We start from the raw sequence: 22,802 nt of genomic DNA on the forward strand, positions 1-22,802 counted from the left end.
TTTGGTGTCGGTCGGCCACTTCTTTCGCTGTTTTCCCATAATTTCCCTCCAGTGTGCCCTACCCTCGCAAGTGGGCGGACGTTTTTGGAAGGATTTCTGGGAGCATTACCCGTTTGAATGGTATATCCGCGAAATACGCCTTAAATTTCGGACGTGGCGTGAGGTCGGCGCAGAGGTAGCCTGAACTTTAGCACCCCTCCGCTCTGTCCATCAGATACCCGATCAACCTGACAGAGCCACCGCAACAACTTGCCAGAACCCGGCGAGAAGGAGAAGGAACGCCAACTTCAGCGGCGGCGGAGCCATCCCTGCACCGTGCCGACGACTCCAGCGCGGAAGAAGAGCACCACCACGACAAATACCAGACCAGTCACGATGCCCACGGGCAGGCTGGAAGTGGTTAACTGATCCCGCAGCAGCAGTACCAGACCCGCGCCCACCGCTGGGCCAAACAGTGTGGCGGTTCCGCCTAGCAAGGTCATCATGACAACCTCACCGCTGGTGGTCCACTTGGTCACGTCCAGGCTGACCACGCCGTGGCCGAAGGTGTACATACTGCCTGCCAGCCCCGCCAGCCCGGCGCTGATCATGAAGGCGGTGAACTTGAAGCGCACCGGATTGTAGCCGATGCTCTGGGCGCGCTGTTCGTTGTCGCGCACTGCCTGCTGCGCCTGCCCGAAGGGACTGCGCACCGTGCGGTAGGCGATGTAAAAGCCCAGCGCGAACACTGCGAGGCAAAAGTAATAGCGCGTGACGCTGTTGCTAAAATCTAGCCCAAAGAGGCTGGGGCGCTCAAAGCCCTGAAGGCCGTTCTCGCCGCCTGTCACGTCAGTCCATTGCAGCGCCACGAAGTAGACCATCTGCGCGAAGGCCAGCGTAATCATACTGAAATAGATACCCGCGCTGCGAACGCTCAGGTAAGCGATGGGCACGGCCAGCACCAGCGCACTCAGGGTGCCGCCCAGCATGGCGACGGGCACACTCTGACCGCTTGCCAGCAGGTAAGCAGTGAAATAGGCGCTGCTGCCCCAGAAGGCGGCGTGGCCGAAAGACAGCAGCCCCGAAAAACCGAACAGCAGGTCAAAGGCCACTGCGAACAGCCCCCAGGCCAGGATGTCCAGCGCCAGCACCGGGTAGATCAGCCGGGGCAGGATCAGCAGCAGCAGCCCCAGTCCAATTATCCAGGCGGCGCGGATGGTGCGCTCGCGGTCATTGCGAGAGGCGGTGCGGGGAATGGTGGTCACCGTGTCCCCTCGGGCAGACCGAACAGGCCGCTGGGGCGTACCAGCAGCACAATCGCCATCAGGACGAAGACCAGCGTGTTGGCAATCGGCGGGTAAATCGCCGCGCCCACCGCTGCCAGCACGCCCACCGCGAAGCCAGTCACGACGCTGCCCAGAATGCTGCCCAACCCGCCGATGACCACCACGGCGAAGGTGGTAATGATCAACTCTGCACCCATGTACGGCTCCACCGAGTAGATCGGCGCGGCCAGCACCCCGGCCAGTCCGGCCAGACCCACGCCCACGCCGAAGACGCCTGTCACCCACTTGCTCACGTCGATCCCGAAGGCCCGCGTCACACTGGGATTCTCAGTGCTGGCGCGGATGATCGCTCCCACCCGCGTCTTCTCGATCACGAACCAAGTCACCAAACAGATCACCAGCGTCAGCGCGATCACGAACAGGCGGTATTTGGGAAAGACCACGAAGCCCAGATTGACCACCCCGGTCAGCACCTCCGGCGTGGTGTACGGCGCACTGGACACGGCAAACTGACTGAGCATCACCTGCTTGACCAGATCCTGGGTCAGCAGCGTCAGGCCGAAGGTCAGCAGCAGGTTGTAACTGGGTTCCAGACCGTACAGGCGCGAAAGGAGTGTGCGTTCCAGTACCATCCCCAGCACCCCCACGATCAGCGGGGCCAGGATCAGCGCGGGCCAGAAGCCCAGTCCGAACGCCTGCCCCAGCGCGAAAGCGGTGAAGGCCCCCAGCATGTACAGCGCCCCATGCATGAAGTTGACGATCCGCAGCATCCCGAAGATCACCGCCAGGCCCAGGCTCAGCAGCGCGTAGAACGCCCCATTGACCAGACCGTTGAACACTTGAATCAGCAGCAGTTGTGTATTCATGTATTTTCCATGACGTCAAAAGGATTGGGGGCCGGAGACGCCCGGTTCAGCGTCCCGGCCCCGCCCCCTCTAGCCGATCCTCAGAATTTGCACTTGGTTTCGGCCACGGGCGCGAACGCTTTGGCGGAGGGAATGGTGGCCACCTTGGTAAAGATGTCGCCCGCTTCCTTGGCCTGCGCCTTGGCCTTGACCTGCACGGTGTAGACGTCCAGCGTCACGCGGTGATCCTGCGGACGGATGTAGGCGCTCCGGGCGAAGAAGTCGCTGAAGCGGTAGCCTTCCAGGGCCTTGACCACCGCGTCGCCGTTATCGCTCTTGGCGCGGGATACGGCCTGAAGATAGGTCATGGTGGCGCTGTAGACCCCGGCCTGTGCCCAGGTGGGTTTCTTGCCGAAGGCTTTCTCGAACTTGGCCGTCCAGTCACGGCTGCGCTGATCCAGGTTCCAATACCACGGCACGGTGGCCAGTGCGCCCGCGTAGGCGTCCTGACCCAGCGCCGCCACGTCGGTTTCAAACAGCAGGCCGATGCCCAGACCGATGCCCTGCTTTTTCAGGCCGAACTCGTTGTACTGCTTGACCACGTTCACCAGATCATTGCCCGCCTGCATGGTGCCGAAGATCTTGGGCTTGAGGCTCTGCGCCTTCAGCAGGTACGAGGAAAAATCAGTGTTGGGAAACGGGGTGGCGTCGCTGGGAGTGACCAGCTTGCCGCCGTTTTCCTTGATGGCCGCCGTCATCTGCCGGTCAAGATCTTGGCCAAAGGCGTAGTTGGGGTAGATGATGTACCAGCTGTTGCCGCCGCGTTTGGTCACGGCGGTGCCGGTGCCGTTGGCGAGCATGAAGTTGTCGTAGGCGTAGTGGAAGGTGTACTTGCTGCACTTCTCGTTGGTCAGCGCGGTGGTGCCGCCGGTGACCACCATCACCGGAATCTTTTTGCCCTTGGCCACTTCGGAGGCGGCCAGCGCAGCAGAGCTTGTGGGCAAGTCCATCAGCACGTCCACGTTCTGGCGGTCAATCATCTCGGCAGCTTTGTTGCTGGCGACGTCCGCTTTGTTCTGGTGATCCACGCCGATGACCTGCACCTTGCCCTTGTAGGCGGCGTTGGTGGCCATGAAGTCGTCGGCGGCCATCTGCGCGGCCTTGACGCTGCCGGGGCCGGACAGCTCCGAATACACGCCCGAGAGATCGGTCAGGACGCCGATTTTAATGGCGTTGTCGCTGAGTTTGGCTCCCTGCGCCAGAGCGGCGGTCACGGAAAACAGGGCGGCAGTTACGAGGGCGGGGGCGATGATGGCAGTCAGTTTGGCTTTTTTCATGTTGAAATCCTCCAGGAGGGGAAAGGGGGTAGGCGTGTTAAACACTCAGATATTTCAGGAGGTCCTCGCGGCGGGCCACAGCGTCGGCGCGGGACACCTCATCAACAATCTGGCCGTCCACGAAGACGTAATGGCGGTCCGCCAGGCGGGTGGCAAATTTCAGGTTCTGTTCCACCAGCAGCACCGACAGACCCTCTGTGCGCAGTTTCTGGATGATGTCGCCGATGCGCTGCACGATCACCGGTGCGAGGCCCTCGCTGGGTTCGTCCAGCAGCAGCAATCGGGGGGCGCTGCGCAAGACGCGAACAATCGCCAGCATCTGCTGCTCGCCGCCCGAAAGTTTGCTGCCGGGGTGGTGGCCGCGCTCGCGCAGCACCGGGAACGCCTCGTAGGCGCGTTCGGTGGTCCAGCCGCCGGGGCGGGCGGGCGGCAGTTCCAGATTCTCGCGTACGGTCAGGGTGCTCATGATGGCGCGTTCCTCCGGCACCCAGGCCAGCCCACGCGCGGCGACGCGGTTGCTGGGCAGGCGCAGAATGTCCTGTCCATCAAAGGTGACGCTGCCGGTGCGCGAACGAAGCGCCCCCATGATGCTGCGCAGGGTGGTGGTCTTACCCGCCCCGTTGCGCCCGATCAAGCTGACGATCTCGCCTGGCTGGACGTGCAGGTTGACGCCGTGCAGAACGTGACTTTGGCCGTAGTAAGCGTTCAGATCACGCACGTCCAGCAGCGGGGGGACAGAAGGTGGCGGGGTGCTGACCGCTGACATGTGCGGCGCGGTCATTCGTCACCCTCATCGCCCAGATAGGCCTCGATCACGCGGGGATCCTGACGGACCTCGTCGTAACTGCCGCTGGCCAGCAACGAGCCGTACTGCAACACCGTGATGCGGTCCGCCAGCTCCGAGACCACGCTCATGTTGTGTTCTACCAGCACCACCGTGCGCCCCTGCGCCACTTGCCGCACCAGCGCTTTCACGCGGTCAATGCCCTCCGAACCCATGCCGGAGGTGGGTTCGTCCAGCAGCAGCACGCGCGGCTCCTGGGTCAGCGAGATGCCGATTTCCAGTTGCCGCTTTTCACCGTGACTCAGATCCGCCGCCAGCCGCGCGTGAGAGTCGGCCAGCCCCACGTCCGCCAGAATCGCGTCGGCCTGCGGGCCCAGCTTTTCCAGCCGTGAAAGTGGCGTCCAGAATTGCCCCGGCAGGCGGCTTCTGGATTGCAGCGCCACCAGCAGGTTTTCCCGCACCGTCATGGTGGGAAACACGCTGCTGATCTGAAAAGAGCGCGACAGCCCGCGCCGCACGATCTGGTGGGGCGGCAGCGTGTCAATGCGCTCCCCAAACAGTCGGACCTCGCCCGAAGTGGGTTTCAGAAAGCCCGACAGCAGATTGAAAAGGGTGGTCTTGCCCGCCCCGTTGGGGCCGATGATGGCGTGAATCTCGCCCTCATGAATGTCTAGCGTTACGTCGTTGGTGGCGCGGAAGCCCCGGAAATCCTTGATCAGATTCCTTGCCTCCAGCGCCACACTCGGCCCGTTGTCCACGCCTATCGGTGGGGCGAGCTGGGTCTGCGCCGTCATAAGAAAGGTATGGGTGCAAAATCGAGCATCGTCCTCCTTGCTGTGTCATTCGTGGGTTGTGGCACGCCGGGAAGTATAGAGTCCCGGTGTCACATCTGGGTTACAGCCTGTGCTTCAGATCAACGGGGAGACAGGGAGGGGGTGACGCCTTCCGAACTCTGTACAGCCCGTTCAGTCCCGTGACTCCCAGATGGCCTGTCCAGCCCTACGTCTACCGCGCCGTCCACCCCAGATCCAAGTCCAGCACCGCGCCGGTCATGCCCCAGGCGGCGGGGCTGGCGACATAGCTGGCGAGAGCGGCGATATCCTCGGGGTTGAGCAGTTGTTTGATGGCCGCGCTTTCGAGCATCACCCGCTGCTCCACTTCCTCAACACTGATGCCGCGCGTGCGGGCCTGATCAGCCATCTGGCCCGTGACCAGCGGCGTCCGCACGTAACCGGGGCAGATGGCGTTGACCGTCAAGCCCTGCTCGCCTGCCTCCAGCGCCGCCGTGCGCGTCAGGCCAATCAGCCCGTGCTTGGCGCTGACATAAGCGCTCTTGAAGGGGCTGGCGACATGGCCGTGAATGCTGGATACATTGATGATGCGGCCCTGCCCGCTGCGAATCAGAGACGGCCAGGCGTACTTGGACAGCAAAAAAGGCGCGGTCAGCATCACGCGCAGCATGGCGTCCCAAGTGTCTTCGGGGAAATCGGCCACTGGGGCAATGTGTTGAAAGCCCGCGTTGTTGACCAGCACGTCCAGCCCGCCCAGCGCGGCCACCGTCTCATCTACGGCGCGGCGACAATCCTCACGCTGTCCCAGGTCTGCTCTTATAAAGGTCAGGCCGTGTTCGGCGGCGATGTCGCGTGCCCCAGGCCGGTCTAGATCGAGGACGGCCACCTGCATTCCATCCGCCTGAAATCTGCGGGCGATGGCGAGTCCGATGCCGCCCGTGCCGCCCGTGACCAGCGCGGTTCTATGTTCTGGTGAACTGGGTTCTTTTGGAGTTGTCATGCCTGGAGTGTAAAGGGGAAGCGTTACCGGAGCATTCTGGGCGCAGGTTCTGATGTGTCTCCGCCGAGCGCCCGTGTGTTCGGCAGCGGCTTCAATCCCAGCTCACCCAGGGCGCTGCGAAGCTGTTCATAGACGCGGCGGGCGGCGGCGGCGTTGCCGCGTGCGTGCCAAGCCCGCATCAGGGTGTGGGCGGCGCTCTCGTGGGCCGCGTCCAGAGTGAGGGCACGTTCGGCGGCGCGAATAGCGTTCCCAAACTCCCCGACATTCAGCGCGTATTCGGCCTCGGCGGCCAGGGCTTCGGGCAATCGGGCCGCGTAACGCTGGGCTTCTTGCTGCACGTCGTCCAGATCGGAGTCGGCCACCTGACTGGGCAAAGTCAGCAGGCCCTCCAGTCGCCCTGCTTTTCCAGTCTGCGCGTCCAACAGGGCGCGGGCCGCGTGCAGATCAACGCGCAGATCGGAACCGATTTTCAGGCGAATCCAGTCACCGCGTTCCAGAAACACGCCGCTGACCGCCCCCTCCTCCAGTACCTGACCCAGCGCATGGAGGGTCACGCGAAAGTTGCGTTCGCCCACGCCAGGATCGGCTCCCGGAAACAGCGCTTCCTGGGCCGTCTCACGCGGTAGGCCAGCGTCATGCACTGACAGAAGCGCCAGCAGATCACGCGCTCTGACCCGGCCCCATTCGCGCCCCCTCGTCTCATGGCTGCGCGTGACCGACACACGGCCCAACACAGCAATCTGAACGGAGAAACCGGGCGTCTGATCGGGATGGGGCAGCTCTGAGTAACCCAGCTCGCGGGCAATGGGCAGCAGAGCTACTTGAAGTTCGGGCTGCGCCTGCGCCAACTGCGCCAGCAGCCGCGCCCGCCCAGATAAATCAGAGACCGGAGAGAACAGGCAGCGCCGAGTCAGCAGGAAAGGATAACGCGCCGCTGCCTGCGCTGCCTCCAAACCCCCACCGCTACCCGCTGCGAAACGGGCCAGCGCCACGCAGGCCAGGCCAAAGGCGTCGCCACAAATCTGGAAGGCAGCGAAGGCCGAGTCCAGTCCAGACGCGTCCACTCCCCCGCCCTCCTGTATGCCCAGCGCCGCCGCCAGATGCAGCAGGCCCGCCATGTACCCGTCACCGCCAGTCTGGGCCAGCGCCTCGGTTTTCAGCACCGTGGCCCGCGCCGGGTCACCCGCCCGGCCTACCAGCGCGGCCAGGCCCATCAGCGGCTCCACACGCAGGCGGCCCGAAACGTGCTGCGCCAGCGTCAGAGCCTGTTCGTAGGAGGCCCGCGCACCATCCAGATCGCCCGCCGTCATCCCGGCATGACCCAGCCGCGCCAGCGCCAATGAGCGCACAAATGGGCTTTCTAGGCGTTCACCCTCAGCCAGTCCGGCGCGGGCGTGTTCGGCGGCCAGGGCTGACTCTCCGCACAGTGCCGAGACGAAAGCGGCCAGCAGCAAGCCCTCGCGGTGGTTCTGGGCCGCCCGGGTGCCGCCCGCCTCGCCGCGTGCCGCGGCCAGCGCCAGCTCGAGCGCCCGCCCAAGATCGCCGCACCTCAGGGCTGCCCGCGCTCCGTTCGCCAGCTCCGGTTCTAACGCCAGCGCCTCGGGCAGCCGCCCGGCATTCAGCAGATTCTCAGCCCACATGCGCCGCAGCGTCTGCGAGTCAGGGTTCAGGGTTGCCGCCACCTCCAGCGCCTCCCACGCCCCGTCTGGCTGCACGGTATCCAGCGCCACCTGCACCTGCCCCAGCGCCCGCAAGAGGGGTGTGGCCTGTTCATATTCGGCCACCGCCTCGCCGTACCGCGACGAGAGGCGCAGGGCGTCGCCCGCCAGCGCATGCAGTTCAGGCGTCCAGACCGTGCGCGGCATTCTTCCCAGACTGCGCTCAATCAGTCCGGCCCGCCCCTGATCCAGCCAGCCTGCTCCGTGCACCGAGAGCAGCGACGCCGCCCGCGCCGTGTCGCCCGACAAGAGATGAGCCGCCAGCGCCCGGCGGGGCCGTCCGGTACGCTCAAAATACGCCGCCCCGCGCGAGGCCAGAACCTGAATCTCGGCCTCCGGCAAGCCCGCCCGCAGATGGGCGCGGAGCAGTGGATGGGCGCGGTAAACGCTCCCCTCTGAAGCGCTCAGATGTTCTGAACGGGTGAGAAAAGTGCCGCCGTTCGCCAATGTCTCTAGCAGCGCCGCGCCGTTCGGCTCGTCCAGCACGGCGCGGGCGAGTTCGGGGGTCAGCTCTTCAAACAAGCTGCCGCGTGTCAACACGCCGCGCAGAGCCGGCTCCAGCGGTCCCAGCACCTCGGAGGCCAGGTAGGCAAACAGCGTTCCCAGTTGCGCCTCGCCGCCGTCCAGATCGGCCAGGGTGGTCAGTTGAACGCGTCCCTGCGCCGCCGCCTGGGCCAGAAAACGCACGGCGATGGGCCAGCCCTCGGTCACGGTGTGGGCCAGCCGCAACTCCGCGTCGGTGGGATTCAGGCCACTGGCGCGCAGCAGCGCCCCCACCTCTTGCCGGGTGAAGGCCAGCTCAGACGTTCCCAGCCGCACGACCTCGCCTGCTGCGTCCAGCCGGGCCAGTTCCGGCAGTGCGAGCGGCACGCGTGACAGTAGTGCCAGCCGGCCAGCCGTAGTGCCGGGGAGGCCGCCGCTGAGCAACTCGCGCAGAAGGTCCCCGACAGGTGCGCCACTTAAATACTGCGCTTCATCCAATACCAGCAGACCCCCGCAGGCATCCAGCAAATCTGCCATGCGTGCGGCCACACGGCGGGGAGAAGCTCCGGCGTCCAGCAGTTCGGCCACTGCCGCGCCACCCGGTAAATTCTCGGCGGCCAGCGCCAGTCCGGCGGCAAGTACCTGCGGGTCAGCGTCGTCGGCGTCCAGGGTCAGCCAAGCATGCGCTCCCACGGCCAGACTCGCCGCCAGCGCAGTGGTCTTGCCGTAGCCTGCCGGGGCCACCAGCAGCAGCACCCGGGCAGTGTCCATCACCGCCTGAAGGCGGGGCCGGGCCAGCGCCCCACGCACCGCTGGTACCCGCGCCCGTCGCCGCGAAGTCAGGTCACGCCAGGTGAGGGTCATGGGCGAATGCTAGCAGGATGCCGCTGACGGAATCTAACAGCCCGGTGATTGAACGGCTGGTGGCAATCCGCTCGTCTGGGGTGTAGTCAGCCGTCAGCCGTACCAACCCTCACAGCGCCAGATACGCCTCGCGCACGCTGGGATCGGCCAGCAACGCCGCGCCGGTGCCTTCCTTGACCACTTCGCCGTTTTCCAGCACATAGGCCCGCTGCGCCAATTTGAGGCTCAGGCCCACGTTCTGTTCCACCAGCAGCACGCTGACGCCCTCGGCGTGGACGGCTTTGAGCGCTCCAAATACCGTCTGGGTCATCAAAGGTGAGAGGCCCAGGCTGGGTTCGTCCACCACCAGCACGCTGGGACGGCCCATTAACGCGCGGCCCACCGCTACCATCTGCTGCTCGCCGCCCGACAGGGTTCCGGCCAGTTGCCCGGAGCGTTCGGCCAGGCGCGGAAACAGCGAGTAGACGTGTTCCAGCGTTTGAGCCTGCTTGGCACGGGCCTCGGGGCGCATGGCCGCGCCCAGTTCCAGATTCTCGCGCACAGTCATCAGGCCGAACAGTTCTCGGCCTTCGGGAACATGGCCCAGACCCAGGCCCACGATCTGCGTCGGCGTGGCGCGGGTGATGTCGTGCCCGCCCAGGCGAATACTGCCGCCGGTGGGCCGCACCACGCCGCTGACGGCCCGCAGGGTGGTGGTCTTGCCTGCACCGTTTGCTCCGATCATGGCGACGAACTCCCCTGGCCCGACGCGCACGCTGACGTCCCAGAGCACCTGAATCTTGCCGTAGCCAGCGGCGAGGTTTTCAATGATCAGTTCCTGGCCTTGCAGGGCGGTCATGGAGTGGCCTCTGCGATGCTCAAACTTTCCCACAGTGCCAGACCCTTGGACTCTCCAACACTTAGACCCAACATCTCACTCACGCTCCCAGCCCCTCTTCGGTGCCCAGGTACGCGGCCACCACCTGCGGGTGGGCCGTGACCTCCCGGTAGGTGCCGTGGGCGATGACCTGCCCCTGATCCATGACCACCACGCGGTCTGCCAGATCACGTACCACCGGCATGATGTGTTCAATAAACAGCACGCTGACACCGTCGGCCCGCACGCCCCGAATTAGTTCCACGGCCTCCGCCGCCTCGCCGGGGCGCAGACCGGCCATCACCTCATCTAGCAGCAGGACGCGGGGACCCGTTGCCAGGGCGCGGGCGATTTCCATACGCTTGTCTTGCAGGAGGGTCAGTTCGTGGGCGGCGCGGGCGGCTTGATCGGCCAGTCCGGTGCGCTCCAGCAGGTCATAGGCGCGTTCGCGGGCCTGCGGCAAGCTGGTGCCGGGTTGCCCGAACAGCGCCCCCACCGTCACATTCTCGTGGACGGTCATTTCGGGGAAGGGGCGCACCACCTGAAAGGCGCGGCCCAGTCCCGCGTGACAGCGGTGTTCCATCGGTGAGTGCGTCACGTCCTGGCCCAGCAGTTCCAGCCGCCCGGAACTGGGTCGGTAAACCCCCGACAGCAGGTTGAGGAGGGTGGTCTTGCCCGCCCCATTCGGCCCGATGACCGCCAGAATCTCGCCGTCGTAGTGGTCGAAGGTGACGTTCTGGACGGCTTGGAGGCCGCCGAAACTCTTGCTCAGGCCATCGGCCCGCAGCACAACCTGACCCGTCATACGTCGCCCCCGTGCCGTCCGCGCCGCAGCAGGCCCATCAGCCCACGCGGCAGCCACAAAATGCTCAGCATCAGCACCAAGCCGTAGACCACCAGATAGCCGTTCTTGACGACGTTGTGCAGCGCTTCCTCTGCAATACGCAGCACGGTTGCGCCCAGGATTGGCCCCAGCGTGGTGTACAGTCCACCAAAAATGCTGGTGGTTAGCGGCGCGATGGAATTGGCGAGGCTGAAAGTGTCCAGCGGGCTGATAAAGAAAGTCTTGCCCGCATACAGCACGCCCGCCAGCGCTGCCAGAAAGCTGGAGATGAAGAAGGCCGCCAGCTTGTAGCGCACAGTGGAGACGCCCAGCACCCGCGCCGTTTCCTCGCCCTGCCGGATGGCGGCGAAGGCGTGGTGCAGGCGGCCTGTGCGCACCGCCAGACTCACGCCGGCCGTCAGCGCCAGCAGCAGCAGGGCCAACAGGTACTGTCCGCGCGAATCGCCGCCCAGCAGCGCCGGAACCAGCAGGCCGTTCGCGCCGCCCGCTACATCTTCGGGCAGGTTCTGGATGATGGTTCGCACGACTTCGGTAAAGGCGAGGGTGGCGATGGCGAAGTACATGCCGCTCAGGCGCATGGTCACCAATCCTAAAATCAGGCTGATCATGCCCGTGCCCAGCGCCGCCAGAGGCATCGCCAGCGGCCAAGCCAGCCCGGTTTTGAGCAGCAGCGCGTAGCCGTAAGCGCCCATCCCGTAAAACGCCGCGTGTGCCAGACTGACCTGCCCACTGCGTGCCAGAATGTCCCACGACAGCGCCATGATTCCGGCCACCAGCGTGAAGAAGCCGATTTGCAACAGGTACGCGCCCCTATCGCCCAGTGGTAGGAAGGGGAAGGCCAGTGCCAGCACGAAAAAAATTGCCAGCGGCACCAAAGCTATTCCAGTGATGTCCGGTTTGCGGGCGGCCTGCCGTTTGGAAGCGGGCGTCATCCGGTCTGCCCTCACGCCGCCTTCCTGAACGAGCGGATTACTAGGGTGCCGAATATCATCAGGAAGAATACGGCGTCGCTCCAGCCGCCGCCCCCGGGCACGTAGGTCTGCACCAGCGCTTCAGACAGACCCAGAATCACCGAGGCCCACAGCACGCCGGTCAGGTTGCCCAGCCCCGCCATCACGATGATGGCAAAGGCTTTCAGCGCGAAGACCAGTCCCACGGTGGGCGAGGCAAACAGCAGCACGCTGACCAGCACGCCCGCCACGGCTGCCAGTCCGCAGGACACGCCGAAAGCGATCAGATAAACGCGGTCCACTGGTATCCCGATCAATTGCGCGCCCCGGCGGTTCTGCGCCACGGCCCGCATCTGGCGGCCCAGCACCGTGCGGTACAGCATGAAATACAGCGCTCCCAGCAGAACCACCGCCAGTCCGAAGGCGATGGCTTTGGGGCCGCCGATGCTCAGCTCGCCAATGTTGAGGCTGCTGGCCTGATAAGGCGTGGTGACGGTGCGGGTGTTGCCGCCCAGCAGCATCAGCGCCAGATTTTGCAGCAGGATGCCCAACCCGAAGGTCAGCAGCATCTGGTTGAGTTCCGGAGCCAGTAGCACATGCCGGATGCTGACGCGGTAGGTCAGTGCCCCCACGCCGAAGACCGCCACCGCCACGATAGGCAGTGACAGCAGCGGATCAATGCCCAGAAAAGCGCTGGCCGCCCAGGCCATGAAGGCCCCGATCATCAGGAACTCGCCGTGCGCGAAGTTGACGATGCCCACCACGCCCACCGCCAGCGCCAGCCCGGAGGCCACCAGCGCGTAAATGCCGCTCTGCAACATGCCGTTGAGCAGGGTTTGTAAAAAGAGGTCCATTGGGGCTCCGTAAGGTGACGATTTATTTGGCTTCTTGGTGTTTGAAAGAAGAAAGAGGTGCAGATTTTAACTCTGGTTCAAATGTTCCAGAAACGCTGCCCCGAACTCGTCAGGCGCTTCAATGAACGGTGAATGGCCCACGCCGGGCAGCACCAGCTCGTGCCACTGTCCACCGTTAACTTCACCACGTTCCAGCACCGTTCGCATCTGGAGAAGCATCGGCTGAGGCGGGCAGACGTCCGCGCCGGGCCAGCCGGGAACCGCGCCCAGTGCGCCAAGCTGGGCCAGATCAAACAGGCTGGTGTCCCCCACGATAGCGTCGGCGTCCCCGCGCACCCACAGCACAGGCGGCGGCGGAGTCAGCTCAGCAAAGGCCGAGAGGTTCATGTATTTGGAGCTGAAGGCGTTGGCCACCCCAGCGGTTCCCGGTGCGACATTCGGCCAGTGTTCGCTGGGGGTCATGTCGCCAGGATAGAAGCCGTCCCCGGTGCGCGTTTTGAGCATGGAGGTGACCCACGCCTCTTCCTTCTGTGGGTCTGGCTGAAACTGTGCGGCGTTGAAGTAGAACTTCCGCATCACGTCTCGCGGGCTGCCCGGTGCATCCGAGCGGTCTCCGGCAGTGATCAAGGGGACAAAGGCCGCGTTGACCGTTCCGCCGCCTGAACCCGCAAAATCCGGCGTGTTGGGCGTGCTGTCCGCGCCGTGCGTGCCGCCGAAGCCGTAGGGGCTGACCGGGGCCACCAGCGTCAACGACTGAACCCGCTCTGGTGCGCTCAACGCCACCTGCATGACCACGCCGCCGCCCATGCTCCAGCCCAGCAGATGTGCGTCTTTCCATTCCAGCGCGTCCAGCAGAACCAGCAGATCGTCAGACCAGTCCTTCAGGCCGCGCGTGGCGTCAATCGGCTTGGCCTCGCTGTCGCCGTAGCCGCGCAGATCAGGGGCGACAGCGTGAATATCGTTCGGCAAGCTTTCCATCAGGTCACGGAAAAATTCGCTGTCGGACACGTTGCCGTGAACCAGCAGAAGCCGCCGTTTGGCCTCGCCCATCGCGGGGCGTTCCAATACAGCGGTTTTCAGGCGTGAGGTCTGGAGTGTTCGTGAAGTGAGTGTCATGTCGGCTCCCTGTTCCTCGGCTGGCAAGGGGACGCTCCTTCGAGAATCCCCTCTCCTGCGGAGTTGTTCCAGCCCGTTCGCTCATGCGGCCAACCCCACTTGAAAGGCAGCTGAGAAGCGCAGAAACTGTCCGTGCCTCTTTTCCAAGGGGTCAGAGTGGTGCGTGCAACCGTCGCAGCTCCACTCTGCCGCTGTGCGTCCTCAGACTCCTACTTGTTCCACACCAAAGCCTTTTTGGCAAACTTGACCGGATACACCGGTACGCGGGCGTCGTCGAGGAACTGGAAGTGCAACCAGTTGCCCGCTTTGAAGCCCTGGTACTGGGTCTTGAGGCTCTTGCTGAAGGTCAGCGTGCCGAAGGGCGAGCGCATGTTGGTCTTGGCCAGTTCGGCGGCCACTGCGTCCTTGTCCACGCTGCCCGCTTTGTTGATGGCGGCGGCCAGCGATTTGAGGTTCACGTAGGCCAGCGGCGCAAAATATTCCTCGGTCACGTTGCCGAACTTTTTCTTGTAGGCGTTCACGAACAAGCGGCTCTCGCGGTTGGGGCTGGTGGGCAGCCATAAGCTCAGGCCCGCAATGTCGTTGGAGAGGGGATTTTTCTCGAAGCCCACCGGCCAGCTCGGCGGGGTGCCGTAAATCAGGCCCAGCTTGAGGTTTTGCTGCTTGATCTCGGTCGCCAGCGGCAGGGCGTCAGTGTCGTAGCCTACCCAGTACAGAATGTCGGGCTTGGCAGCCTTGGCCTTGCTGACCAGCGGGCCGAAGTTGCCGCTGCCCGTCTTAAACTTCTCGGCCAGGACAACGTTAAATCCCGCTTTCTTGAAGGCGTCCACGGTGGCGTCGATCCCCGCGCTGCCGAAGGGGCCGTCCTCGTAGGCGATGGCGATATTCTTGGCTCCCTCCTTGACCTTGAGGGTCTTGAAGAAGCCCAAGATGGCCTCAAAATTGTAGTAAGACCACGGGTGGTAGTGAAAGAAATACTTGTGGTCGGCAAACGCGTCTTCAACGGGAGTGGCCGCCGCCCCGATCCAGGCCATAAAGGTGTTGTACTGTTTGGCCGGGCCGGACAGGGCCACGCTGACCGCGCTGCTCACGCCGCCCGCCATGAAGTCCACTTTGTCCACCGTGACCAGCTTGACGAATTCCGGCACGGCTTTGGCCGGGGAGCTGGCGTCGTCGCCGTAGACCAGTTCCAGCGGTTTGCCCAGCACGCCTCCGGCTTTGTTGATCTCGTCCAGTGCCAGGTCGTAACCGTTCTTGGCCGCCTGGCCCGAAACGCTGCCTCCGCCCGAGAGGGGAAGCAACACGCCCACTTTCACCGCGCCCGCACCGGAAACCGCGAGCAGCATGCCCGTCAGAAGTAGAGTTTTCATAACATGGGCAGTGTAAGTGAGGGGCGTCACGGGGGCGTTACAACGGTAGAGAGGGAAGGGGTAAGCAGCACCCTCTCCTTGCTTTACTGTGACCAACCAGTAACGCCCCGCGCCTACCCTTGACCTAATGAGCGATACGTTAAGGGCGGCAAAGCTGGAATCAGGCAAAGAACCGGGCGAGTGGGTTTTCTCGGCCCAGGCGACTTTCGCAGGCGTGGATGTGCCGCTGAGACTGGGCGCACAGTCGTGGGGCACACTGAACCCGGCGCGTGACAACGCCGTGCTGGTCTGCCATTACTACACCGGCACCATGCGTGCAGCGGGCCTTAACCCGGACGGCACGCCCGGCTGGTGGGCCGCGCTGATCGGGCCAGGACTGGCGCTGGACACAGACCGTTTTTTCGTGATCTGCATGAATACGCTCTCCAACGTGCAGGCCCATGACCTCAGCATCGTGACCACCGGGCCGGATACTGCTCACCCAGACGGACAAATTTGGGGGCCTCGTTTCCCGGCTTGGGATTTCGGCGACCTGCATGCCGCTCAGCTCGGGCTGATGCGTGCGCTGGGTGCGCCCCGCTGGCACGCGGTGGTTGGCCCCAGTCTGGGCGGATTGCAAGCGCTCCAGTGGGCGGCCATCACTCCCGAACTCGCGCCGCGAGTGATGGCGGTGGCGACCAGTCCGCAGATCGGCCCGGCACTGCGCGACGCCTTCACACCCTTTCTACGGCAGGTCGCGCAGGCAGGCAGCCCTGATGAAGCTTTGCGCCTGATCACCTTCTTCGGCCTGGGTGCCGACGGGATGGAATTGATGTTCCGCGACGGCAATTTTGGCAGCTACCTGTCCTCCCGCTCAGGAACAGCCAGCCTGCCACACATCCTAGATCTTGCCCGGCTGATCGAAACGCACAACCTCGCGGCTGTGGCCCCCTCCTCGGAACTCTTTGCCCGTTGGGCCGGATCAGGGTTGCGGTTGCTGACCGTGAATATTGCTGTGGATCAGTTCTTCCCTGCCGCCGAAATGCGGGCCTTCGCACAGGCTTCGGCGGGAGCGGGCGTGAATCATACCCACATGGAATTCGCCTCCTCGCAGGGCCATCTGGGCTGCGTCAATGGCACGGCGGCCTTTGCTGTTCAGTTGCAGGCTTTGCTGAACACTCCGGTGACGCCGCTTCCTTGTGTATCTGCCGCAGAATATCTGCAGCAGCTCTGACGTAGGTCGATGCTGCAGTGTCTTCAACTGTCTGGTCATCGACGTTGAAAATGACGGTGAAAAACCCGCGCGGGTTTTTGGCCAGGCTGCCAGCATAACAAAACCACCCCTGGAAGAGCGCTTGGGCCTCAGTACCCGACAGTTTTTGAGCAGGATTCGGACGCGGTTGGCAACATTCCTCTATCCAATCGTCAGTGGACCTTCTAGCTCCGAATGCCAAAAAAAGTAGGTGCCTAATCGCCGATTCATGTCACAATGAGAGAACAAATACAGTTTACTAATCCTGTTGAACTTTTTACGATTACCAAAGGGAGATTTCTGATGGCCCCCGACCTCTTGCAAACGCTGATTCGCCGAGTAGATTATGTTCACGCACGCCGGGGCGGCTTGGCGCTGGCGGTGGTCGGCGAACCGGGCATCGGTAAAAGCCACCTCGGGCAGCGCTTGCTGGCGGGAGTGGGCGGTCTGAAGCTCACGCTGCATACCCGAGATTTCGAAACAGGGTTCGGGCCATTGCTGTCATATCCAACTGCGCCCACATGGGCCAGACAAACGCTGGAACGCGCTTTGGCCGGTCAATCACCCGACGCTGTGGTTCTGGCCAGCGCCGTGAGCGCCCTCCTGGGTCACGCCGCGCCCGCGCTGGTGTGGGCTGAGGATTTCCACGAAGTGGCCAGTAGCGAGCGGGCCGCCGAATTCTGGACGGCGCTGGCCCGTCACTTAACCCACACGCACGGGGTGGCCCTGCTGATCAGCAGCCGCACACCGCTGCCCGAGCCGTTTGCCGAACAGCGCCTGATCCCGCTGGACGGGCTGACGGGCCGCGAACTGCTGGAAGCGCAGGCGGGTGCTCCGCTGCCCCCAGCTGCCCTCGACTGGATCGAATCGCGTGGGCGCGGCAATCCACTGTTTTTGCTCGAATTTTTCCGGCACCTCAACCGCAGCGGCGCACTGTATCTGGACGCTGCCGACGGACGCTGGCGCTGGCACGAGCCGCCCGTTTCCACCCTCCCGCTGAGCGTGGAGGCCCTGATTGCCGATCATCTGTCGCGTCTGACGGTAGGCTCCGGTGCGGAAACCCTGCTGGGGCTGTGGGCGCTTTGGGACACTGCCTTGCCGGGTGAGGCGCTGGAAGCCGAAACTGCCGCCGCTCTCAGCGGGCTTGATCTGGCGCAGGTCAGCGCACTCAAAACCCTGGCACACATCAGCGGGGTCCGCGCGGCACAGACCTTTGCCCATCCGCTGTTCCGGGAAGTGGCGCTGCGTGAACTTCCAGCTTCACTGCGGCGCGAGCTGGCCCGCCGCTGCGCCGAAATTCTGGAGGCCGCACCGGAGCGGGCCGCACAGTTTCTGATTTGGGCGCAGTGGCCCGCTGCGAAAACCGCTACACTCCTGAAACGTGCGCTGAAGATAGCCAGGGAACGCGGCGATGAGACGCGAGTGGCTGAATACTATGACGCTCTGGTTGAAGTGGTTCCCGCTGAACAACGTGCCGAGGCGGCCATGAAGGCAGCTCTGGCACTGCATCCCCTTCATGCCGAGCGGTCGCTGGCGCGGGCCAGCCAGGCGCGGCAGCTCGATCCGATGAATGCCGGGGCGCTGGGCCTGTGCGCCCATCTGCTGTCGACCTCTGGGCGTGGACAGGAAGCTGAGTGGCTACTGGAAGCAGCTCCCGATGAGATCAAGGCGCAGCCCGATTACTGGGCCACCCTGTTAGAAACGCGGGTTAACGCCTCGGACTATAGCGGGGCCATGCGAGTCTGGCAGGAACACGGAAGCGAGCTGGAGGGACGTCCGCAGCTTCAAACGGCGGTTGCGTTGGCACGGGTTCATCTGGGTGAATTTGAATCGGCGGTGGCCGGTATCCGGGCCGCACTGGATCATCCACTAGATGCAGCAGAACGGGTGGCGCTTTTACACGCTCTGGTGCGGGCGCAGGTCTCACAGGCCGATCCGTTGGTGTTTGTCAGCATAGCCCAAGCGCTGGAGATTACGGCTAGATCGGGACTGACGGCGGCACGCATCGAACTGCTGTTAGAGCAGACCCAGATGCTGACCTGGGCATTGCAACTGCCCGGGGCCGACGCTGGTGCTGCAGAAGCTGTCCAACTGGCAGAGACCAGAGGGGATCCCCGGTTGATAGCCCGCACCCAGATCAACCGCGCCGAGTGTCTGGTTTTTCTAGCAAAATTTGGAGAAGCTGAGGATCTGCTGATGGCCGTACTGAACTTGCTGGGCGGTGATCCGGCATCGCGCCACGCAGCGCTGACCCAGCTTTCCCTGACCCACCTGTATCTCGAGTGGGCCAGGCCAGCCGACGCTCTGATCGCCGTACGCCATGCGCGAAAAGCAGTACGGTTGGGCTACGAGGTTCACGATATGGTGCTGCTGGCCTGGCTGCTGAGTGTCGCCGCCTGGGCTGAAGCAGCTCACGGTGATCTGGGTAGAGCCGAACAACTTATCGCTGAGGGCGGAGCATTGATAGAGCAGAGCGGACAGCATGCCACCCGTCCCTCCTACACCTTCGCACAGGGCTTCGTGCTGGAGCGACAGGGACACACAGAGGCCGCCGCACAAATGTTCGATAACGCTTACGAGCAGGCCAGGGCGTTGCAAAATATCAACTTTGCTGAACGCTTCGGGCTAGAAGCAGACCGACTCCGTGCAGACCGCACGAGTGCCGAAGGACGGCTGGCCTTCTTTCAGCAGCATGAGTTGCACAGCTACGCCCGCACCGCCCTGAGTTACTTTCCGCCAGATGAGTCGGAAGCGACACCAGCGCCCAGTTTTACCGAATCCCTGCGGCTTGAAGTACTGGGCGAGGTGCGCGTGACCCAGGGCGAGCAGCCGCTACCACTACGCTCACCCGGTGGCCTTCGTGTCCTGGTAAGGCTACTCGAAGCGCGACTGGCTGGGCGTTCGGGCGTGGCTCAGACCGAACTTCTGGAGATGCTGTACCCCGACGACGACCCCGAACGCTCTGGTGCGCGGCTGCGTCAGCAGGTTCGCCGTCTGCGTGCGGCGCTGGGGCCGCAGAGCGTGCTGCGCCGCGAAACTGGCTTGGGCGCGGGTGGCGGCTACGCTCTGGGTGAGCTGGGCAGCGACGCTGAGGACTTTCTGAACACCCGTGACACGAAACTGTGGCGCGGCGCGTATCTGGCCGACTTCGAAGGTGAACTCTCCAGCGCCCGCGACGTTCTGGTGTACGGCCTGCGGAGCGCGGGCTACGCAGCAGAACCCCACGATCCGCGCGAGGCCGCCCGGCTGGGCCGCATCCTGCTCGACACCGATCCTTTTGACTGGGCCGCGCTGGCCCTGACGCTACGCAACCTGCGCCAGAGCGGCGAGATCATGGAGCTACTGTCCCTGTACGCCGAAGTTCGCCAGCGCTGCGCCCTGCTGGGCGAGAAGTTACCCGATACCTGGGAAGATTTCCTGCGAGATCAAGAGATGAGCGTTTTCTAAGAAATTCAGTTGGCCCATTGAAATAGTAACTGAAAATACTGTCCTACTCGCATGTCACCATGCGGTCGTCACGACGTCACGGCCATGTCACGGGTCTCTTCTAATCTCTAGGCAGTTCCAGAGCAGATTGACCGTTCACCGAGTAGCACGCGGCTCAAGTCGCAACGAGCGCTGAATTTTTCACCGTTGCTCCAGAACGCTGGCCCTTTCCGGCTGAGGCGGCCTCTTTTTATGGCCCAGCCTCGCTCCATTCAGAAGGAGGATAAAGAAATGAGCAACAAAGTCACGGGCAACATAGCGATTATCGGCGCAGGACAGGCAGGCTTGCAGCTGGCGCTGGGATTACAGGCCAACGGCTACGTGGTCACGCTGGTATCGGACCGAACCCCTGAACAAATTCTGGCGGGGCGGATCATGAGCACACAGGCCCTCTTCCATGACGCCTGCACCACCGAACGGCAGCAGGGGTTGAACTTCTGGGAAGCGGCCTGCCCACCCGTCGAGGGCATTGCCCTGAGCGTGCCGCATCCCGAACTGGCCGGACAAAAGGCGCTGGCTTTCTCCGCACGGCTGGATAAACCAGCCTACAGCGTCGATCAGCGACTTAAGTTTGCGGGCTGGCTGCGCGAATTTGAGAAGCGCGGCGGCAGCGTCGTGCTGGAGAACGCCGACGTCCAGACTGCCGAGCGGCTCAGCGCCGTTCATGATTTGACGCTGATCGCCACCGGCAAAGGTGAGCTGGGTCAACTGTTTGAGCGCGACGCCGAACGCAGCCCTTACAACGCCCCCCAGCGGCATCTGGCCCTGGCTTATCTGAAGAATGTCGCTCCCCGGCCAGACCACAGTGCTGTCAGCTTCAACCTGATTCCCGGCGTGGGCGAGGTCTTCTTGCTGCCGGGCCTGACCACCAGCGAGGACGGCGGCACCCAGCCCTACGAGAACGTGCTGATCGAAGCAGTTCCCGGCGGCCCGCTGGACGTGTTCGCCGGGGTGCGTGACCCGCAGCAGCATCTGGCCCTGATGCAAGACCTGCTGCGCCAGTTCCTGCCCTGGGAATACGAGCGCACCCAGCACGCTGAACTCACCGACGCCCAGGCCACCCTGACGGGCCGGGTCACGCCAGGGGTGCGCCGTCCCGTCGCCACCTTGCCGTCGGGCCGCGAGGTGCTGGGCCTGGGCGACACGCTGGTGCTCAACGATCCGCTGACCGGCCAGGGAGCTGGGAGTGCGGCCAAGGCGGCGGCGATTTATCTGGAACGGATCCTGTGGCGCGGCGAGCGGCCCTTTGACCGCGCCTGGATGACCGGCACCTTCGAGGAGTACTGGAGCTACGCCCGCTTTGTCACCGACTGGACCAATGCCCTACTGGGGCCGCCACCGCCGCATGTGCTGGAAGTGCTGGGCGCGGCGCAGACCCGGCCCGGCGTGGCGCACGCCTTCGTTAACGCCTTTAACCACCCGCCGCAGTTTTTTCCGTGGCTGGCCGATCCGCAGGAAGCCGCGCGGTTCGTAGAGCAGCACAGCAGCACCTCTCAGCCAATGACCGCCTGAACTACCCCCCTCATTTCCCACCACCCCAGGAGCACGACCATGACCAGAAACCGATCCTTCCTGCTGAGCGCCCTGACCCTGAGCCTTCTCGCCGTGTCCTGCGGGAGCGGCACGCCCCAACCCCCCCTCCAGACGCTGCCCGATCCGGATTTCACCCGCCCCGAAGACACCACGCTCTCGCCCAACACCCGCATTCTGACGCCCGCCGCTCGCACGGCGCTGGTTTCAGCCTCACCCGATCTGAGCATCCTGCGCTTTAAAACCTCGCCTGACACTGCCTTCGCGCCGGGACAGATTCTGGTGTCCCAGGACACACCCATCATTCCCGACGGCATGTTGCGCCGGGTGCTGAGCGTCAAGGTGGTGGGCAACCTGACCGAAGTCGAGACCGACCAGGCCAGTCTGGAAGACGCGGTGGAAAACGGCACGCTGATGGCCGAGGAAGAACTGTCGCTGGACGACATCGAAGAACAGGTGATCGATACCACGGGCGGTGTGGAGGTCTTCATCAACGGCCAGCCCGCGCTGGTCCCGCAGGGCCTGCGTCCCCAGGGCACCAAGACCATCGGCAAGCTGGAACTCCAGATCAAGGACAAAGTCCTGTGTCAGCTGGACGGTGACAGCAAGGTGGTGATGAACGGCTCGTTCTACGCCGACTTCAAGGTGTTCGCCAACGCCAAACTCAAGGTGTTCAAGCTCAAGCATTTCGACGCGGGCGTGGAGATGAACGAGAAATCCACCGTGAGCCTCAGCGGCGAGTGCAGCAAGACCCTGTTCAAGAAGGAAGTCGAGCTGGCCCGTTTCAAGATGCGGGTCAGAACCTACTGGATTGGCCCCCTGCCCGTCGTCGTGCGCCCCGAGATCGTGATGACGGCGGGCGCGAACGGCAAGATCAGCGCCAAGGTTGACTTCAGCGCCACCCACGAGTTCCACGCCCGTTACGGCATCAAATGGGACAAGGGCGACGGCTGGAACACCATCAGCGACCGCACCCAGTCGTTCACTTACACCAAGCCCAAGTTCTCGGCCAGCCTGGACGCTGAAGGCTATATCGGAGCGCGGGCAGGCGTCCGCTTTTACGGTCTGGCCTCGGCCTTCGTGCATCCCAAGATCTTCGCTGATTTCGGAGCCAGCGTGACCGCGCCGCAAAACACTTACCAGTGGAAGCTGGACGCCGGATTCCGTATCGGTGTGGGGGCCGAGGCCAGCCTATTTGGCCGCCAGCTCGGCAAGATAGAACGCGATCTGGTGGAATTCCGCAAGACCATCGCTTCGGATTCGGGCAAGTTCTAAGCCCAGGTTAATAGAGCGCCCCTTCTCGATCTGAGAGAAGGGACGCTTTGCAGTTTAGGGCTTGAATAGGCTGAGGGTGACCCAATAGCTTTGCGTAGATGAAGGTAAGCCTCGACAATAGGAGGCCCATCATGACGAATCGCCGAATCTATACCGCTGACTTCAAGCGAGACGCCGCGCAGCTTGCCCGAACAAATGGCAAT

The 22,802-nt window shown here is 63.7% G+C and carries 17 protein-coding genes; 4 read left to right on the forward strand and 13 right to left on the reverse strand.

The genetic code is table 11. From position 1 onward, the window contains the following. Positions 1 to 287: 287 nt before the first annotated feature. The 13 genes from FNU79_RS17020 to FNU79_RS17080 all read right to left on the reverse strand — a co-directional run bounded on the left by FNU79_RS17020 (position 288) and on the right by FNU79_RS17080 (position 15,077). Positions 288 to 1,244, reverse strand: a complete 957-nt coding sequence (locus tag FNU79_RS17020) for a branched-chain amino acid ABC transporter permease (protein WP_143721992.1) — start codon at positions 1,242 to 1,244, stop codon at positions 288 to 290. Next, complete coding sequence (locus tag FNU79_RS17025) at positions 1,241 to 2,131, reverse strand: branched-chain amino acid ABC transporter permease (protein WP_143721993.1); 891 nt, start codon at positions 2,129 to 2,131, stop codon at positions 1,241 to 1,243. The genes FNU79_RS17020 and FNU79_RS17025 overlap by 4 nt, the downstream gene beginning before the upstream one ends. A gap of 80 nt (positions 2,132 to 2,211) precedes the next feature. Beyond that, complete coding sequence (locus tag FNU79_RS17030; protein WP_143721994.1) at positions 2,212 to 3,447, reverse strand: ABC transporter substrate-binding protein; 1,236 nt, start codon at positions 3,445 to 3,447, stop codon at positions 2,212 to 2,214. 37 nt (positions 3,448 to 3,484) lie between these two features. Continuing rightward, positions 3,485 to 4,228 carry an ABC transporter ATP-binding protein gene (locus FNU79_RS17035; RefSeq protein WP_124875130.1) on the reverse strand — a complete coding sequence of 248 codons (744 nt, stop codon included), beginning with the start codon at positions 4,226 to 4,228 and terminating at the stop codon, positions 3,485 to 3,487. Beyond that, positions 4,225 to 5,025, reverse strand: coding sequence for an ABC transporter ATP-binding protein (locus tag FNU79_RS17040; protein WP_143721995.1), 801 nt, complete (start codon positions 5,023 to 5,025; stop codon positions 4,225 to 4,227). Before FNU79_RS17040 ends, FNU79_RS17035 begins: the two co-directional genes overlap by 4 nt. Before the next feature lie 211 nt (positions 5,026 to 5,236). After that, positions 5,237 to 6,022: a 3-hydroxybutyrate dehydrogenase gene (locus tag FNU79_RS17045; RefSeq protein ID WP_143721996.1), complete on the reverse strand. Its 786-nt coding sequence runs from the start codon at positions 6,020 to 6,022 to the stop codon at positions 5,237 to 5,239. A gap of 23 nt (positions 6,023 to 6,045) precedes the next feature. Continuing rightward, positions 6,046 to 9,087, reverse strand: a complete 3,042-nt coding sequence (locus tag FNU79_RS19685; RefSeq protein WP_143721997.1) for a BTAD domain-containing putative transcriptional regulator — start codon at positions 9,085 to 9,087, stop codon at positions 6,046 to 6,048. Between the two features lie 109 nt (positions 9,088 to 9,196). Continuing rightward, positions 9,197 to 9,925, reverse strand: coding sequence for an ABC transporter ATP-binding protein (locus FNU79_RS17055; protein WP_143721998.1), 729 nt, complete (start codon positions 9,923 to 9,925; stop codon positions 9,197 to 9,199). Positions 9,926 to 10,004: 79 nt separating this feature from the next. After that, the gene (locus FNU79_RS17060; protein WP_143721999.1) at positions 10,005 to 10,748 is read right to left on the reverse strand and encodes an ABC transporter ATP-binding protein; all 744 of its coding nucleotides are present in this window, start codon (positions 10,746 to 10,748) and stop codon (positions 10,005 to 10,007) included. Continuing rightward, complete coding sequence (locus FNU79_RS17065) at positions 10,745 to 11,719, reverse strand: branched-chain amino acid ABC transporter permease (protein ID WP_143722000.1); 975 nt, start codon at positions 11,717 to 11,719, stop codon at positions 10,745 to 10,747. The genes FNU79_RS17060 and FNU79_RS17065 overlap by 4 nt, the downstream gene beginning before the upstream one ends. Before the next feature lie 11 nt (positions 11,720 to 11,730). Then, on the reverse strand, positions 11,731 to 12,591 hold the full coding sequence (locus FNU79_RS17070) for a branched-chain amino acid ABC transporter permease (protein ID WP_124875140.1): 861 nt from the start codon (positions 12,589 to 12,591) through the stop codon (positions 11,731 to 11,733). 66 nt (positions 12,592 to 12,657) lie between these two features. Then, on the reverse strand, positions 12,658 to 13,707 hold the full coding sequence (locus tag FNU79_RS17075; RefSeq protein WP_143722001.1) for an alpha/beta fold hydrolase: 1,050 nt from the start codon (positions 13,705 to 13,707) through the stop codon (positions 12,658 to 12,660). A gap of 209 nt (positions 13,708 to 13,916) precedes the next feature. Then, positions 13,917 to 15,077 carry an ABC transporter substrate-binding protein gene (locus FNU79_RS17080; RefSeq protein WP_143722002.1) on the reverse strand — a complete coding sequence of 387 codons (1,161 nt, stop codon included), beginning with the start codon at positions 15,075 to 15,077 and terminating at the stop codon, positions 13,917 to 13,919. A gap of 127 nt (positions 15,078 to 15,204) precedes the next feature. On the opposite strand from FNU79_RS17080, the gene FNU79_RS17085 reads away from it, so the two are divergent. From FNU79_RS17085 to FNU79_RS17100, 4 genes are all read left to right on the forward strand, one after another. Continuing rightward, entirely contained in the window at positions 15,205 to 16,290 is a 1,086-nt protein-coding gene (locus FNU79_RS17085; RefSeq protein ID WP_143722003.1) for an alpha/beta fold hydrolase, read from the forward strand. Positions 16,291 to 16,611: 321 nt separating this feature from the next. Continuing rightward, positions 16,612 to 19,755, forward strand: a complete 3,144-nt coding sequence (locus tag FNU79_RS17090) for a hypothetical protein (protein WP_143722004.1) — start codon at positions 16,612 to 16,614, stop codon at positions 19,753 to 19,755. Positions 19,756 to 20,025: 270 nt separating this feature from the next. Next, positions 20,026 to 21,306 carry a styrene monooxygenase/indole monooxygenase family protein gene (locus tag FNU79_RS17095; protein WP_143722005.1) on the forward strand — a complete coding sequence of 427 codons (1,281 nt, stop codon included), beginning with the start codon at positions 20,026 to 20,028 and terminating at the stop codon, positions 21,304 to 21,306. A 39-nt stretch (positions 21,307 to 21,345) separates the two neighbouring features. Next, positions 21,346 to 22,599 carry a hypothetical protein gene (locus tag FNU79_RS17100; RefSeq protein WP_143722006.1) on the forward strand — a complete coding sequence of 418 codons (1,254 nt, stop codon included), beginning with the start codon at positions 21,346 to 21,348 and terminating at the stop codon, positions 22,597 to 22,599. The last annotated feature ends 203 nt before the right edge of the window (positions 22,600 to 22,802 follow it).

The organism is Deinococcus detaillensis (genome assembly GCF_007280555.1).
Taxonomy (GTDB): Bacteria; Deinococcota; Deinococci; order Deinococcales; family Deinococcaceae; genus Deinococcus; species Deinococcus detaillensis.